Source organism: Klebsiella sp. WOUb02 (genome assembly GCF_050058015.1).
Lineage (GTDB): Bacteria > Pseudomonadota > Gammaproteobacteria > Enterobacterales > Enterobacteriaceae > Klebsiella.
Map to the genome: position 1 here is coordinate 2,457,785 of NZ_CP170110.1, position 13,844 is coordinate 2,471,628.

The following is a 13,844-nucleotide window of genomic DNA, read 5'->3' on the forward strand; positions in this document are numbered from 1 at the left end:
GCATACGTAATGCGACCAGCATAGCACGCTCTCCCCTTTGGGCGTATTTATCTACTGAGGGGTAGTATTAGTATACTGGAGGGGAGTAGTATGCGATCACTTTATACAAGGATCGCGACATGAACGATTTCAGCTCTCTTCTGCACCAGGGCAATGCCTGGCTCTTTATTCCCAGCGCGATTCTGCTGGGCGCTCTGCATGGCCTCGAGCCGGGACACTCTAAAACGATGATGGCCGCCTTTATCGTAGCGGTGCGCGGTACGCTAAAGCAGGCGATCCTGCTGGGGCTCGCGGCGACGGTATCACATACGGCGGTAGTCTGGCTGGTGGCGATGGCCGGGCTTTGGTTTGGCCGCGGCTGGGACGTGCGGACCTCGGAGCCCTGGTTTCAGCTGATCTCGGGGATCGTTATTGTGCTCATCGCCTGCTGGATGCTGCGGCGTACCTGGCATGAATCGCGGGCGCATCACCATCATGAGCATCAGCACGAACATGAACATGAACATGAACATGAACATGAACACGAGCATCAGCACGCGCATAGTCACGACGATCGCCATCGCCGCCATCAGTCGGTGGACGGCGGCTGGCAGGATGCCCACCAGCGGGCGCACGCGCGGGAGATCAACCGTCGCTTTGACGGCCAGCGGGTAACAACCGGGCAGATAATTCTCTTTGGCCTGACCGGAGGGCTTATCCCGTGTCCGGCATCAATAACCGTGCTGCTAATTTGCCTGCAGCTGAAGCAGTTTTCGCTGGGCGCCACGCTGGTACTGGGCTTTAGCGTTGGGCTGGCTCTGACGCTGGTGATATCCGGCGCTATCGCGGCGCTCAGCCTGAAGCATGTTACCCAGCGCTGGCCCGCCCTCAACGACCTGTCGCGCAAGGCGCCGTGGATCTCCGGCACGCTGATTATCGCGGTAGGGCTGTATATGATGCTGCACGGCTGGAACAGCCTGTAGACCGGCTATCGCCATCCCCTGAACCGACGCGGGGAGATGGCGCTGCCGGCGGGCTATTCGTCGAGAAGCGGCGCCAAGCCGCCAAAGATAGTGAACGGCGCCGCCGGCGATGACATAAATCAGGATGCGGCTTCGCGGCTATCGGCAATAGACTGCGGAACGACGGGCTGGCGGAACCAGGGCAAACAGAGCTGAATAAGCGGCCCGATGGTCAGCGCATACAGCACGGTGCCGACGCCAAAGGTGCCGCCGGCCATCCAGCCAATCAGCAGGACCGATACCTCGATGGCGGTGCGGATCCCGCGCAGCGACCAGCCGGTACGGGCATGGAGTCCGGTCATCAGGCCGTCGCGCGGCCCGGGGCCAAATCCGGCGCCAATATACATACCGGTTGCGAGGGCGTTGAGGACCACCGCCCCGACCAGCAGCAGGCTGCGCGCCACCACCGATTCAAGCGGCGGCAAAACCGCCAGGGTCGCATTTGCCGCCAGGCCCAGCACGATCACATTGCTGATAGTGCCCAGCCCGGGCATCTGGCGCAGAGGGATCCACAGCAGCAGGACCGCCGCGCCGGTCAGGATCATCACCGTGCCAAAATCCAGAGCAAACTGTTTACCCATGCCGAGATGAAAAACATCCCACGGGTCGGCTCCGAGGTTAGCGTGCACAAAGAGCGCGGTCGACACGCCGTACAGAACAAGGCCGATATAGAGCTGCAGTAGACGACGTAACATTTTTTACCTCTGGATGATTGCGGACCTCGCCATCATCGGCAAAAATGGATTGATAATTAATGGCCAGTTTTACAAAAGTGGATCGCTATGGCTTCTCGTCGCTTTGGTACGCAATCGTTGGTTCGCCTGCTGGGAAACTGGCAGGAGTCCGCCTCCCGCACGCCGCTCTGGCGCCAGCTGGCGGAAGCCCTGAGGCTATTGATTCTCGATGGCCGCCTGACCCTGGAGACGCGCCTGCCCGGCGAACGCGAGCTGGCGGCGGCGCTGAGCGTTAGCCGCACGACTATCGCCAGCGCACTCGGCCAACTGCGGGAAGAGGGGTATCTTTACAGCCGCCAGGGCAGCGGATCGCGCATCGCCCTGCCCCAGCGCCAGGCCGGAGCCACGGAACAGGCCATCAGCGCAGCCTCGGTGAACCTGGCCACCGCCGCCCTCAGCGCCGGGCCGGAAATCCATCAGGCCTACCATCACGCGCTGGGCGTGATGCCCCAGCATCTGACCGGCACCGGCTACGATCAGCAGGGACTGCCGGCGCTGCGCGAAGCGATAGCCCGCCGCTACTGCGAGCGCGGTTTACCGACCCAGGCTGATGAAGTGATGATTGTTAACGGCGCGCTTAGCGGCCTGGCGCTGGTTCTGCGCTTAATGACCGGACCCGGCGACCGCGTGGTGGTCGACGCCCCAACCTATCCCATGGCCATCAGCGCGATTCAGGGGGCCTCCTGTCGACCGGTTGGCGTGGCGCTGCCCTCACAGGGCTGGGACTGCGACGGGCTGGCGGCAACCATTGCACAAACCGCCCCGCGCCTGGCCTGGCTGATGCCGGACTTTCACAATCCCACCGGCCGCTGCATGGATAGCGCGACCCGCCAGCGGGTGGCCGATATTGCGGCCCAGACGCGCACCACGCTGGTAGTCGATGAGACCATGGTTGATTTATGGTACAACGTCCCGCCGCCTCCGCCGCTGGCGGCTTTCAATCCCGAGGCGCCGGTGATTACCATCGGATCCGCCGGCAAAAGCTTCTGGGGCGGGCTGCGCATTGGCTGGATCCGCGCGTCGTCCCGCACCATCGCCTCTCTCGTCCAGGCCCGCGACTCTCTTGACCTGGGCTCGCCTCTGCTCGAGCAGCTGGCCTGCTGCTGGCTGCTGGAAAATGAAAAGCAGACTGCTCCCGCCGCGCCGGGCGATGCTGACCGCCCGCCGGGACATGTGCGGTAAATTAATGGCTGAATATTTTCCCCACTGGCATTTTACGCCGCCGGAGGGCGGGCTCTCTTTTTGGGTTGAACTACCGGGCATGCTGGCGACGATTTTTTCCGCGCGGGCGGAAAGCCGGGGCATTCATATTGGTACCGGGACGCGCTTTGGCCTCGCAGGAGCTTTTGATCGCTATCTGCGGCTACCGTTTACGCTGGAGGATGAGGCGTTGCGCAGCGCCTTCACGACGCTACAGCCGCTGTGGCACAGTCTCGCACAGCAGAGTGAAAATACGCGGACGCGTAAAATAATATAATAAAATATCGACGGGCTGGGTTCAGCCCGTCAAAAATCATCATCCATGACCGATATGAGATGTTTTTATAAAATTGCAGTTCATCTTGTCATCGCACTATGTCAGCCTGATGACAACGTTAACCGCATTTCATTAATGCTGGCGCGGAATGGGAAAACTTTTTAGTGAGATAATAAAGCCATCGTCATCTTTTTTTATTTTTGCCCCGGTTTCGCACCAGTCGGAAGCAATGCGAAAGAACTCATCGCTGCCGATATTCCAGTTCAGACGCACGTGCTTCACATATCCTGAACGTAGCATGTCGCAGGCTTCGCTGTAGCTGCTGGCTGTAGAGAGTTGTTGTTTCATTTTCTCTTCTTCAGAATCTTTCTTAATGCTTTGATTTCTTTAGGGGTTAATGGGGTAGCTTCCTCTTCGGTATGCTGGCTGTCAATATCCTCTTCCGAAACCCCCGCCTCGTCCGCTGAATCCGCTATTTGAAAAGCGAGTCGCAGCAGTTTCTCCGTCGCAGTACCCAGATTTTCGTTGTTTACTTCCGCATAGTGACGCAGCTTCTCTTTTAATTCCGCATCAATTTTTACGTTCAAAACCACAGTGGTCATAGTCACGCTTCCCGTGCAATAAATTCATCATAATTAATACACGAAGTTAACATGTTGATCCAGACATATATTTACGGCTTGTAACCTGGCAACAAATTCCCATTGCTAATCTGCCAGTTATTTATGACACCTTAATGACGAATATATTTCATTATTATTTCAAAATTATGACAGCTCGTTTTTCGGCATAGCAGAAGAATCGCCATTCTGCAAAATAAATTATTTTCCGCTGCCGGGCAGCGTCGAAGCAGATAAAGAGCGGCTCCAGAGTGACCGGCAATCGGCCGGTAGGTCACACGCAATGGCTTCACGCGATGAAACACGACTGCCGATCCTGAGCCACAAGGCGCAAGGATATGGGCATGTACATAAATGACGGATGAGGGTTGACGGTATCTGTTTTAACCCGGCAGCGCCGATCGCCGCGGCAACCTAATTTTAACTACCGGCTACGGTGGTCGTGGGTTCCATTTCCCGCGCCAGCACCGTTAGCGCTTTTTTATTATTAATCGCATAGCCGGTATTAAGCTTTAGCAGTATTCCCTGCGTGCACAACTGCGCAATGACATACAGCAGATGGCGATAGGTTACGCCAAGATACTCGGCAACCTGGGTATGTTTTTCTTTGTACAGCGCATCATGCTCGGTCAGCAAAATAAAAGCCGCGAGGCGGTTAATCAACGGATAAGCCTGGTTACGCGTCGAGGTGACAATATTGCGGAAATTCTTTTCAACAAGGCCGAGACAAACGTTGCGTAGAAATAGCGTATCGTTGAGCAATGACGCCCGTAAGGTTTTTACCGGCAATGCCAGACACCAGCACTCTTCAATAGCCTGCACTCCGCGAGATTGATGCTGCTCATCTAAAACTTCTATTTCCCCAATAAAACAAGGGGCGCTGAAAAAATCGACCAAAGATATTCGACCATTAGCTAATGTGACATAAAGCTTGGTCCGTCCGCGCACTAAATAAAAAAGACAGGTCGGTAAAGTACCTTCCCGCACGATGTAGTCGCCGGCCTGAGCATGGAATAAATGTGTGTGACGGATCACATCCATCGAAAATTTATCAACGTAGCCAGACTCCTTTATCAATTGATTTTTAAAGGATTCATTTTGTACCTCTTTCATCATCCGCTCGCTCATATGAGATTTCTCATGCCTGGTGTAGTTTGCCGCTGACAAGGTGAGCACGTCAACCCTACCTCACCTGATTATTTTTTTAAAATTATATTAAGGTGACCCCCAAAAAAGATGAGGAATAAAAATGGCAACGCGTAAAATAATTCTGGACTGCGACCCGGGTCATGATGACGCAATCGCAATTATGCTGGCAGCAAAACATCCTGCAATTGAATTACTGGGCATCAGCATCGTTGCGGGAAACCAAACTCTCGATAAAACTTTGCTTAACGGCCTGAACGTTTGTCAAACTCTGAATATTGATACCCCGGTACACGCCGGCATGCCGCAGCCGATTATGCGTAAGCAAATTGTCGCCGATAACATTCATGGCGAAACCGGACTGGACGGCCCGGTATTCGGTCCGCTCACTCGCGAAGCTGAAAAAAAGCACGCGGTTAACTTTATTATTGATACGTTAATGGCGAGCGCAGGAGATATTACGCTGGTTCCGGTGGGGCCGTTAACTAATATCGCGGTAGCGATGCGTATGCAGCCAGCGATTATTCCCAAAATACGTGAAATCGTGCTGATGGGCGGCGCTTATGGTACCGGGAACTTCACCCCTTCCGCCGAGTTTAATATTTTTGCCGACCCGGAGGCCGCTCGCGTGGTCTTTACCTCTGGCGCACCGCTGGTGATGATGGGGCTCGATTTGACCCACCAAACGGTTTGTACCCCGGATATTATCGCGCGCATGGAAAATGCCGGCGGCCCGGCGGGCAAGCTCTTCAGTGACATGATGAACTTCACGCTGAAGACGCAACACGATAACTATGGCCTGGAAGGCGGCCCGGTACATGACGCCACCTGCGTCGCTTATCTGATCAATCCTGACGCTTTCAAAGTGCAGGAGATGTACGTCGAGATCGACGTTAACAGCGGGCCATGCTACGGCCGTACGGTCTGCGATGAGCTGGGCGTACTCGGCAAAAGCGCAAATACCAAAGTTGGCATTACGTTAGATACCGCGTGGTTCTGGGACCTGGTAGAAGAGTGCGTGCGTAAATATCACTAAATAAACCACCATGGGCAGAATGCAGTCGCCCATACCGCTATGAAACATCCCCAGGATGACATAAAGAGAGATCATTATGGATATACTAAGAAGCGTTCCTGGTATGGTGGTACTGTTGGCGATTGCATTGCTGCTATCAGTAAATAAAAAAAGTATTAGCCTACGCACTACCAGCGCGGCGCTTTTAATACAGATTATTATTGGCGGCGCCATGCTATATCTGCCGCCGGGGAAATGGCTGGCCGAGAAAGCGGCCAACGGAATTCATCATGTATTATCCTATAGCGATGCCGGCAGCGCTTTTATCTTTGGCGCCCTCGCCGGGCCGCAAATGGATAAGGTATTTGACGGCGCAGGCTTTGTTTTTGCCTTCCGCGTCCTGCCTGCCATTATATTCATCACTGCGCTGGTAAGTATCCTGTATTACATCGGAGTCATGGGGTTTTTAATTCGGATACTAGGCGGCTTATTTCAGAAGGCCCTGAAGATCAGTAAGATCGAATCTTTTGTCGCGGTGACAACGATATTTCTTGGGCAGAATGAAATCCCGGCGATCGTTAAACCTTTTATTCATCGTCTCAATCGTAATGAACTCTTTACCGCAATTTGCAGCGGGATGGCGTCGATTGCCGGCTCAACGATGGTGGGATACGCGGGGCTCGGCGTGGCGATCGAGTATCTGTTGGCGGCCTCACTGATGGCTATTCCCGGCGGGATCCTGTTTGCCCGTTTACTCAACCCCGCGACGGAAGAGTCGAAGGTCGATTTTGATAATCTGTCATTCAATGAAACGCCCGCGCGCAGCTTCATAGAAGCCGCGGCATCCGGCGCCATCATTGGCCTGAAGATCGCCGCCGGGCTGGCAACGGTGGTAATGGCATTCGTTGGCATCATCGCGTTGATCAATGGGATCCTGGCCGGCATCGGCGGCTGGTTTGGCTACGGTCATGCAAGCCTGCAGGCTATTTTAGGCGTAGTGCTGGCGCCGCTGGCATGGCTGATGGGCGTTGACTGGAGCGATGCTGCGCTGGCAGGCAGCCTGATCGGCCAGAAGCTGATGGTTAATGAGTTTGTTGCCTACCTTAGCTTCTCACCCTACCTGCACGATCCCGGCCTGTTGGACAGTAAAACTATCGCCATTGTGTCGTTCGCCCTGTGCGGCTTCGCCAATTTCGGCTCCATCGGCGTGGTGGTGGGGGCTTTCTCCGCCGTGGCGCCGGAGCGCACCTCGGAAATCGCCCGCCTGGGCATGCGGGCCCTGCTCGCAGCGACATTATCGAATCTGATGAGCGCCACTATCGCCGGTTTCTTTATCGGTATTGGCTAAACGTTACGCCGGCGCGCTTAAAATGCGCGCAGCTCTTAGACGCCCTGCAGGCCAGGTATCGCTCCAGGCCGTAGACTAGGCTGTGTCCCTTAATTACATAACCTCTTGTAAAACAATCGGATGCAACCCAGTTTCACCATCGCCAGATAATTCCTCGCCGTTTTGTCGTAACGTGTGGCAATGCGGCGGTATTCTTTCAGGCGACCAAAGCACCTCTCAACAACATTGCGATTGCGGTAGGCTTCACGATCGAGTGGTGAACGACCATCTGTGGCCATTTTTTCATTGGATTTACGCGGGATGACAACTTTTATCCCTCTTCTTTTCAGTTCGTTACGTAACGCATGTCCGGAGTAGGCTTTATCAGCCAGTACTGCATGACCACGGCGCTTGATACTTCCGTTCTGGCGCTGAACACCGATACCGTCCAGAAGACGTTGTGCAAACTGGCTTTCGTGAGCCTGACCGGGACTCAGTACGATGTTTAACGGCAGACCACTTCCGTCTGTCGCCAGATGAATTTTGGTGCCAAAACCACCGCGAGAGCGACCCAGCCCATTATCTCCGGTGATATCGGGTTGTTTTTTTGCGCACCGGCAGCACATTTCAGCGCCCGGATATTGCTGCCATCCAGTGCAGTGGCCGACCAGTCCACGAGGCCATGTGCATCCAGAGTCTGAAAGTAACTTGTTGAAAATAATGTTAATCACACCCGATTTTGACCATCGGTTAAAGCGGTTATAAACGGTCTTCCATGGGCCGTACCGTTCAGGTAAATCACGCCATGGTGCACCTGAACACAGCACCCAGAACATGCCGTTGATGATCATACGATGCTCCGCCCACGGACGCCCGGCCTGTGGAGAGGCAGACGCTGCTGGCAGAAAGGGTTGGATGATAGTCCATGCTTCATCGGGAATGTCGTAGCGAGCCATAGTTTAATATGTTGTGGAAACAGACAGTTACTATAGCTCAGGTGATTACGGGACACAGCCTAGCGACCATACTCACGAAATAATTTCCGCATGAAGGAAAATGCAATGACGGCGTTGGAAAAACAATTACTGTTTCTGCGAGAAATCGACAAACTTAAAACGGTTATACGGCAATCGCCGCTGCTTGATAAAAGCCGTAAGGAAAACTCCGCCGAGCACTCATGGCATCTGGCGATGTACGCCTTAATCCTGAGTGAATATGCCCATGACGCGGTTAATCCCTGTCGGGTGATAAAAATGCTCCTGCTGCATGACATTGTCGAAATAGACGTTGGCGATCACCCCATTCATGGCTCTTATTCTGGCGATCTGTTTCAGGAGGAGTCGGCCGCCGCGACGCGGCTGTTTGGTTTACTGCCGCAGCCGCAGAGCGGCGAGTTGCTTAATTTGTGGCAGGAATTTGAGCGGGCAGAAACCGCAGATGCGCAATTTGCTAAGGCCCTCGACCGCTTTCAGCCCCTGCTGGTGAATATATTTACCGATGGGGGAACCTGGAAAGAAAACGGCGTATCGCTTGAACAGGTATTATCTCGCTATGGACCGACGATAAAAAGAGGTTCACCCGCGCTATGGGCAACCTGCGAGAATTTGCTAATGAAGCATTTTTGCTAGCATTCAGCCGCCGTTGCATGGTCAGAACGTAGACAAATAGCGGCTCAGCGGAACAGGCGACGGCTGGCTTGCCAGAGCTTAGTAGCGGTTTTGTACGGAGAAGATAAGCTTGCGGCTGTCTGGCGCAGAATTGGGTGGGGGCCCTGCCAGCTGCATCCCGGCACACACGTCGTCTGCTCTGGCTGCTTCCTTCCGGATCTGACCTGGTAAACAGAGTAGCGTTGCGGGAGAACCAACAGAGCCCCCATTGAGAGCGTTGTTAACCAACGCGCCGGCGCATTATCCCCACTGCGGCGCTGAATTGCAAGCCGACGTCGCTCGGATGCTGGTTTATTGCGCAAAGCCGCCAATAAGCCCGTCGCGGGCCGGACTGTTAAATTTCGATACAATCCTTTCAGAGCAATACAGGGGATTGCGAGCGCCGTCGCGGCGCGATGCCTGATGCTCATCCATACTTCAGCGAATATCGAAGCCCTCTTTCTAATCAACATCTTATCCTGATGGGGCAGCAATGAGTGAATCACCGCGTTTGACGTCAACCCTGGCGATGCCGGCGATCGACGGCGTGACCGTGTCCTTCAAGGGCTTGCACTACCTGCGCCCGGAGCTGGTGCTGGATTTTGTCTCTATCAGCAGCGGCACGATGCTGGCGGTAACGCCGGTGGCGCTGCTCTACTCCACCGTAGGCGTGCTGCAGAGCGTCGAGCTACGCAAACTGCCCATCGCGGTTTGTGGGCGCGTGGTTTACCCCATCACCTCGCAAAAGCTTCCTGCCCTGCGCGCAAAGCTGATTATCAACGCGCAGGCCCGGCGGCTGAAATTTCTCGAAAGTCTGATGGCTCTCACCCCGCATGACAACATACACGGGATGCAAACCCTTGGCCTGGCGCTGGAATTTACCCTCGCCCACCCGGCCTGAGCGGCGGGCTGTACAGCCCGTTATCCAGCGCTTATCCTGAACCTTTTCCGGTAACAGGACGCCTTATGGATCCTCAAGACACATTTCCTCAGCGGGTATGGCAGATTATCGCCTCGATTCCGGAAGGCTGCGTCGCCACCTACGGCGATGTCGCGCTGCTGGCAGGCTCGCCGCGCGCCGCGCGCCAGGTCGGCGGCGTGCTCAAGCGTCTGCCGGAGGGCTCGGCTCTGCCGTGGCATCGGGTGGTTAATCGACACGGCGATATTTCTCTGACCGGTCCGGATCTACAGCGTCAGCGTCAGGCGCTGCTGGAGGAGGGAGTCCAGGTCTCCGGCGGCGGGCATATCGACCTGCAGCGCTATCGATGGATTTATTAAAAAAATGCCCCTGAACAGGGGCATCTGGGGTCTTATTGCGCGGCGGCCGGGCTGTTCGCCGCTGCGCCATCGCTGGGGACAGGCACCGCCGTTCGCTGCACCGGTACCAGCAGCAGATCGGCACGATTGCCGCCACCGTTCACCGCCGTCTGGACCGTATCGGTGATAAACATCAGCTGACCATTTACCGTAATGGCCGAACTCAGCAGGATACGCGCGTTTGGCTGAATATCCGCCTGGTTGTACGGCAGAACAAAGTCATACGGCGGCTGCTTACCTTCGGTACGTACGGCTTTCTGCGCCAGCACGCGCGACGGCGCGTCGGCCAGTGAAGCATCAGACAAGGTCACGGTCAGTACCGCATCCGGCGGCAGGGCAACTTTTTGCCGAATAGAGATTGTCCCGGAAACGTTAGGCTGTTGCTGCGACGACGTCAGTGACGCGATACCGTAAGGATCGGCGGCAGCCGCGTTATTTTTCGCACTGTCGCTGTGATTATTGGCACAGGCGGTCAGTGCGGTGGCAACGGCTAAAGCACTTAACATATAGGCAAATTTCATGTTGTTCTCCTTTTCATCCCTATATACGCAGGAGCATGTCCTACCGACTGGATGGCATGAACATTTGTATCGGCATAAGTGTGGCACAGATCTCAGATCTCTTCCTGCAAGCGAAGCGTTATTCAGATTATTACACCCATCGGACCACTTGCGATTCCAGGTTATACTTTGCCTCAATACGCGCCGCGAGAAGCGGCTATCACCGATTGAGGGTCAATATGAGTCAGGCACTAACCAATCTGCTGGCATTGTTAAATCTGGAAAAAATTGAAGAAGGGCTGTTCCGCGGGCAGAGCGAAGATCTGGGACTGCGTCAGGTTTTCGGCGGCCAGGTCGTCGGCCAGGCGCTGTACGCGGCGAAAGAAACCGTGCCTGCCGAGCGTCTGGTCCACTCTTTCCACAGCTACTTCCTGCGCCCTGGCGATAGCCAAAAGCCGATTATTTATGATGTCGAAGTCCTGCGCGACGGCAACAGCTTCAGCGCGCGCCGGGTGGCCGCGATTCAAAACGGCAAGCCCATCTTTTATATGACCGCCTCTTTCCAGGCCCCGGAGCCGGGCTACGAGCACCAAAAAACGATGCCAGCGGCTCCGACGCCGGACTCTCTGCCTTCCGAGACCGATATTGCCCGTAAGCTGGCGCACCTGCTGCCGCCGCTGGTCAAAGATAAGTTCCTCTGCGATAAGCCCCTCGAGATCCGCCCGGTTGAATTCCATAACCCGCTAAAGGGCCACGCGGCAGAACCGACCCGCCAGGTATGGATCCGCGCCAACGGCGACGTTCCTCAGGACATCCGCATCCACCAATACCTGCTGGGCTACGCCTCGGACTTTAACTTCCTGCCGGTCGCGCTGCAGCCGTACGGCGTGGGCTTTCTTGAGCCCGGAATGCAGGTTGCCACGATCGATCACTCGATGTGGTTCCATCGCCCGTTCAACGTTAATGAGTGGCTGCTGTATAGCGTTGAGAGCACCTCAGCCTCCAGCGCAAGGGGATTCGTGCGCGGCGAGTTCTACACCCAGGACGGCATCCTGGTGGCCTCGACGGTGCAGGAAGGCGTTATGCGCAACCGCAATGCATAATACATAGAGCGTAACGGCATAAAAAAAGCCTCCCGAGGGAGGCTTTGCTACTACTGGAGATAACACAAAGATCAGGCGTTGTAGGCGTTTTCGCCGTGGCTGTTGACGTCCAAACCTTCGCGCTCCTGCTCCTCAGGTACGCGCAGACCGACCGTCATATCCGCAACTTTATAGCCGATCCAGGCGACGATGCCGGACCAGACGATGGTGATGGCGACGCTTTCCAGCTGAACCAGCAGCTGATGGCCCATAGTCACCCCTTCTGCGTAACCGACGCCGCCCAGCGAGGTAGCGGCAAAGATACCGGTCAGAATACAGCCGATGATGCCGCAGACGCCATGCACGCCGAACACATCGCACGGGTCGTCAACGCGCAGCCAGCGTTTCAGTACAGTTACGCCCCACAGACCCGCAAGACCGGACGCCAGACCGACAATCAGCGCACCGCCAATCCCGACGTAGCCGCATGCCGGCGTAATGCCAACCAGGCCGGCAATCGCCCCGGAACAAGCGCCTAACAGCGACGGTTTACCACGGGTCGTCCACTCGCCGAAGGTCCAGGCCAGAATCGCGGCGGCTGTCGCCACAACGGTGTTCACAAAGGCCAGGGCAGAAATTTCGTTTGCCGCGCTCGCGGAGCCGGCGTTGAAGCCAAACCAGCCGACATACAGAATCGCGGTACCGGTGAAGACCATCGGCAGGTTATGCGGTTTGAACGCTTCTTTGCCAAAGCCGACGCGTTTGCCCATCATATAGGCGCCCACCAGCCCGGCAACGGCCGCGTTGATGTGCACAACGGTGCCGCCGGCAAAATCCAGCGCGCCGTGCGTCGCCAGCAGACCGCCGCCCCACACCATATGCGCAATCGGCACGTAGGAGAGCGTCATCCACACCACCACAAAAATCAGCACCGCGGAGAAGCGAATACGCTCCGCCAGCGCGCCGACGATCAGCGCCACGGTGATACAGGCGAACGAGCCCTGGAAAGCGACATGGATGTACTGATAGAAGGAGCCCATCAGCGCTTTCAGCTCAATATTTTTCAGCATGACCCAGTTGAAGTCACCGAAGAAGCTGCCGCCGGTGCTGAACGCCAGGGTATAGCCATAAACCACCCACAGAATGCACACCAGCGCAAAGGTGACAATCACCTGAGTCAGCATGGAGAGCACGTTTTTGCCGCGAATCAGGCCGCCGTAAAACAGCGCGACGCCCGGAATCGTCATAAACAGCACCAGCGCGGTGCAGATCATCATAAAGGCGTTATCGGCTTTATCCGCCACCGCCGGTGCGGCCATGGCCAATCCCGGGAGTAGCGCCAGCGCACCCAGACCTGTTTTCATTGTTGTTGCTATTTTCATCTTCTCAATCCCCATCACTGTGTGGTCTGGACGTTACAGTGCCGCTTCGTCGGCTTCGCCGGTGCGGATGCGAATAACGCGCTGCAGCTCGGCGACGAAAATTTTGCCATCGCCAATTTTTCCGGTGTATGCCGCTTTACTGATGACGTCGACGACCTCATCAAGCTGATCGTCGGCAATCGCGACGTCAATTTTTACCTTCGGCAAAAAGTTAACGCTATATTCGGCGCCACGGTACAGCTCAGCATGGCCTTTCTGGCGGCCAAACCCCTTCACTTCAGTGACCGTAAGGCCCTGAATGCCGATGGAAGATAACGCTTCGCGAACGTCTTCCAGTTTAAACGGTTTGATTACCACGGTAACCAGCTTCATAAGTCCCCTCCGATCAGAATTCGTAATGGCAGCAGCTAACACACAGGGAATAAAGCAAAGGCTATGCCAGAAATGAAAAAGGACCGCGAAGCGGCCCTTTTGATGAGGAAAAGAGAGAAACGGCCCGGGAGCGAGGGAGAAAGCGCCCGGCGACGCCTAAAAACGCACCATTTCAGTGCATAAAAGGTTACATTTTTGCACCATGCGATATCGCCGCGGGATCGC

General features: G+C 55.6%; 15 protein-coding genes, 1 other RNA gene and 1 pseudogene. 8 read left to right on the plus strand and 9 right to left on the minus strand.

All coding sequences use genetic code 11. The features are described from left to right. Positions 1 to 119 precede the first annotated feature (119 nt). The gene (locus ABOC21_RS18775) at positions 120 to 962 is read left to right on the plus strand and encodes a nickel/cobalt efflux protein RcnA (protein WP_426812853.1); all 843 of its coding nucleotides are present in this window, start codon (positions 120 to 122) and stop codon (positions 960 to 962) included. A 119-nt stretch (positions 963 to 1,081) separates the two neighbouring features. Here ABOC21_RS18775 and ABOC21_RS18780 read toward each other — a convergent pair whose 3' ends face one another. Beyond that, positions 1,082 to 1,696: a YczE/YyaS/YitT family protein gene (locus ABOC21_RS18780; protein ID WP_426812854.1), complete on the minus strand. Its 615-nt coding sequence runs from the start codon at positions 1,694 to 1,696 to the stop codon at positions 1,082 to 1,084. A gap of 87 nt (positions 1,697 to 1,783) precedes the next feature. On the opposite strand from ABOC21_RS18780, the pseudogene ABOC21_RS18785 reads away from it, so the two are divergent. Beyond that, positions 1,784 to 3,212: pseudogene (locus tag ABOC21_RS18785) on the plus strand (PLP-dependent aminotransferase family protein). A 132-nt stretch (positions 3,213 to 3,344) separates the two neighbouring features. Here the strand turns inward: ABOC21_RS18785 and ABOC21_RS18790 are convergent. From ABOC21_RS18790 to yeiL, 3 genes are all read right to left on the minus strand, one after another. After that, entirely contained in the window at positions 3,345 to 3,560 is a 216-nt protein-coding gene (locus ABOC21_RS18790; RefSeq protein WP_045854236.1) for a hypothetical protein, read from the minus strand. Beyond that, positions 3,557 to 3,814, minus strand: a complete 258-nt coding sequence (locus ABOC21_RS18795) for a hypothetical protein (protein WP_426812855.1) — start codon at positions 3,812 to 3,814, stop codon at positions 3,557 to 3,559. Before ABOC21_RS18795 ends, ABOC21_RS18790 begins: the two co-directional genes overlap by 4 nt. Before the next feature lie 438 nt (positions 3,815 to 4,252). Then, a complete protein-coding gene (yeiL, locus tag ABOC21_RS18800; RefSeq protein WP_426815534.1) occupies positions 4,253 to 4,945 on the minus strand; it encodes a transcriptional regulator YeiL in 693 nt (230 codons plus the stop codon). A gap of 136 nt (positions 4,946 to 5,081) precedes the next feature. Here yeiL and rihB point away from each other — a divergent pair, with 136 nt between their 5' ends. Further along, positions 5,082 to 6,014 carry a ribosylpyrimidine nucleosidase gene (gene rihB, locus ABOC21_RS18805; protein ID WP_426812856.1) on the plus strand — a complete coding sequence of 311 codons (933 nt, stop codon included), beginning with the start codon at positions 5,082 to 5,084 and terminating at the stop codon, positions 6,012 to 6,014. Positions 6,015 to 6,090: 76 nt separating this feature from the next. After that, a complete protein-coding gene (locus tag ABOC21_RS18810; protein ID WP_426812857.1) occupies positions 6,091 to 7,341 on the plus strand; it encodes a NupC/NupG family nucleoside CNT transporter in 1,251 nt (416 codons plus the stop codon). Between the two features lie 89 nt (positions 7,342 to 7,430). On the opposite strand, the gene ABOC21_RS18815 is transcribed toward ABOC21_RS18810, so the two are convergent. After that, entirely contained in the window at positions 7,431 to 8,276 is an 846-nt protein-coding gene (locus ABOC21_RS18815) for an IS5 family transposase (RefSeq protein ID WP_426812496.1), read from the minus strand. A 105-nt stretch (positions 8,277 to 8,381) separates the two neighbouring features. Between ABOC21_RS18815 and ABOC21_RS18820 the strand changes: the two genes are divergently transcribed. Beyond that, positions 8,382 to 8,948 carry an HD domain-containing protein gene (locus ABOC21_RS18820; protein WP_426812858.1) on the plus strand — a complete coding sequence of 189 codons (567 nt, stop codon included), beginning with the start codon at positions 8,382 to 8,384 and terminating at the stop codon, positions 8,946 to 8,948. A 141-nt stretch (positions 8,949 to 9,089) separates the two neighbouring features. Here the strand turns inward: ABOC21_RS18820 and ffs are convergent. Then, an RNA gene (gene ffs / locus ABOC21_RS18825) (signal recognition particle sRNA small type) lies at positions 9,090 to 9,186 on the minus strand. Positions 9,187 to 9,459: 273 nt separating this feature from the next. On the opposite strand from ffs, the gene ABOC21_RS18830 reads away from it, so the two are divergent. Then, positions 9,460 to 9,867 carry a dTDP-glucose pyrophosphorylase gene (locus tag ABOC21_RS18830; RefSeq protein WP_426812859.1) on the plus strand — a complete coding sequence of 136 codons (408 nt, stop codon included), beginning with the start codon at positions 9,460 to 9,462 and terminating at the stop codon, positions 9,865 to 9,867. 65 nt (positions 9,868 to 9,932) lie between these two features. Continuing rightward, a complete protein-coding gene (locus ABOC21_RS18835; RefSeq protein ID WP_426812860.1) occupies positions 9,933 to 10,244 on the plus strand; it encodes an MGMT family protein in 312 nt (103 codons plus the stop codon). 32 nt (positions 10,245 to 10,276) lie between these two features. On the opposite strand, the gene ABOC21_RS18840 is transcribed toward ABOC21_RS18835, so the two are convergent. Beyond that, positions 10,277 to 10,804: a YbaY family lipoprotein gene (locus ABOC21_RS18840; RefSeq protein WP_426812861.1), complete on the minus strand. Its 528-nt coding sequence runs from the start codon at positions 10,802 to 10,804 to the stop codon at positions 10,277 to 10,279. A 218-nt stretch (positions 10,805 to 11,022) separates the two neighbouring features. On the opposite strand from ABOC21_RS18840, the gene tesB reads away from it, so the two are divergent. Next, positions 11,023 to 11,886 carry an acyl-CoA thioesterase II gene (gene tesB, locus ABOC21_RS18845; protein WP_426812862.1) on the plus strand — a complete coding sequence of 288 codons (864 nt, stop codon included), beginning with the start codon at positions 11,023 to 11,025 and terminating at the stop codon, positions 11,884 to 11,886. A gap of 71 nt (positions 11,887 to 11,957) precedes the next feature. Here tesB and amtB read toward each other — a convergent pair whose 3' ends face one another. Together amtB and glnK are read right to left on the minus strand one after the other, a co-directional pair. After that, positions 11,958 to 13,247 carry an ammonium transporter AmtB gene (gene amtB, locus ABOC21_RS18850; protein ID WP_426812863.1) on the minus strand — a complete coding sequence of 430 codons (1,290 nt, stop codon included), beginning with the start codon at positions 13,245 to 13,247 and terminating at the stop codon, positions 11,958 to 11,960. A 33-nt stretch (positions 13,248 to 13,280) separates the two neighbouring features. Then, complete coding sequence (gene glnK, locus ABOC21_RS18855) at positions 13,281 to 13,619, minus strand: P-II family nitrogen regulator (RefSeq protein ID WP_004858743.1); 339 nt, start codon at positions 13,617 to 13,619, stop codon at positions 13,281 to 13,283. Positions 13,620 to 13,844 lie beyond the last annotated feature (225 nt).

What these genes read in the sequence shown, in the direction of transcription:
- ABOC21_RS18775 (WP_426812853.1), top strand. Translation starts at nt 120, where the DNA reads ATGAACGATTTCAGCTCTCTTCTGCACCAGGGCAATGCCTGGCTCTTT.
- ABOC21_RS18780 (WP_426812854.1), bottom strand. Translation starts at nt 1,696, where the DNA reads ATGTTACGTCGTCTACTGCAGCTCTATATCGGCCTTGTTCTGTACGGC.
- ABOC21_RS18790 (WP_045854236.1), bottom strand. Translation starts at nt 3,560, where the DNA reads ATGAAACAACAACTCTCTACAGCCAGCAGCTACAGCGAAGCCTGCGAC.
- ABOC21_RS18795 (WP_426812855.1), bottom strand. Translation starts at nt 3,814, where the DNA reads ATGACCACTGTGGTTTTGAACGTAAAAATTGATGCGGAATTAAAAGAG.
- yeiL (WP_426815534.1), bottom strand. Translation starts at nt 4,945, where the DNA reads ATGAAAGAGGTACAAAATGAATCCTTTAAAAATCAATTGATAAAGGAG.
- rihB (WP_426812856.1), top strand. Translation starts at nt 5,082, where the DNA reads ATGGCAACGCGTAAAATAATTCTGGACTGCGACCCGGGTCATGATGAC.
- ABOC21_RS18810 (WP_426812857.1), top strand. Translation starts at nt 6,091, where the DNA reads ATGGATATACTAAGAAGCGTTCCTGGTATGGTGGTACTGTTGGCGATT.
- ABOC21_RS18815 (WP_426812496.1), bottom strand. Translation starts at nt 8,276, where the DNA reads ATGGCTCGCTACGACATTCCCGATGAAGCATGGACTATCATCCAACCC.
- ABOC21_RS18820 (WP_426812858.1), top strand. Translation starts at nt 8,382, where the DNA reads ATGACGGCGTTGGAAAAACAATTACTGTTTCTGCGAGAAATCGACAAA.
- ABOC21_RS18830 (WP_426812859.1), top strand. Translation starts at nt 9,460, where the DNA reads ATGAGTGAATCACCGCGTTTGACGTCAACCCTGGCGATGCCGGCGATC.
- ABOC21_RS18835 (WP_426812860.1), top strand. Translation starts at nt 9,933, where the DNA reads ATGGATCCTCAAGACACATTTCCTCAGCGGGTATGGCAGATTATCGCC.
- ABOC21_RS18840 (WP_426812861.1), bottom strand. Translation starts at nt 10,804, where the DNA reads ATGAAATTTGCCTATATGTTAAGTGCTTTAGCCGTTGCCACCGCACTG.
- tesB (WP_426812862.1), top strand. Translation starts at nt 11,023, where the DNA reads ATGAGTCAGGCACTAACCAATCTGCTGGCATTGTTAAATCTGGAAAAA.
- amtB (WP_426812863.1), bottom strand. Translation starts at nt 13,247, where the DNA reads ATGAAAATAGCAACAACAATGAAAACAGGTCTGGGTGCGCTGGCGCTA.
- glnK (WP_004858743.1), bottom strand. Translation starts at nt 13,619, where the DNA reads ATGAAGCTGGTTACCGTGGTAATCAAACCGTTTAAACTGGAAGACGTT.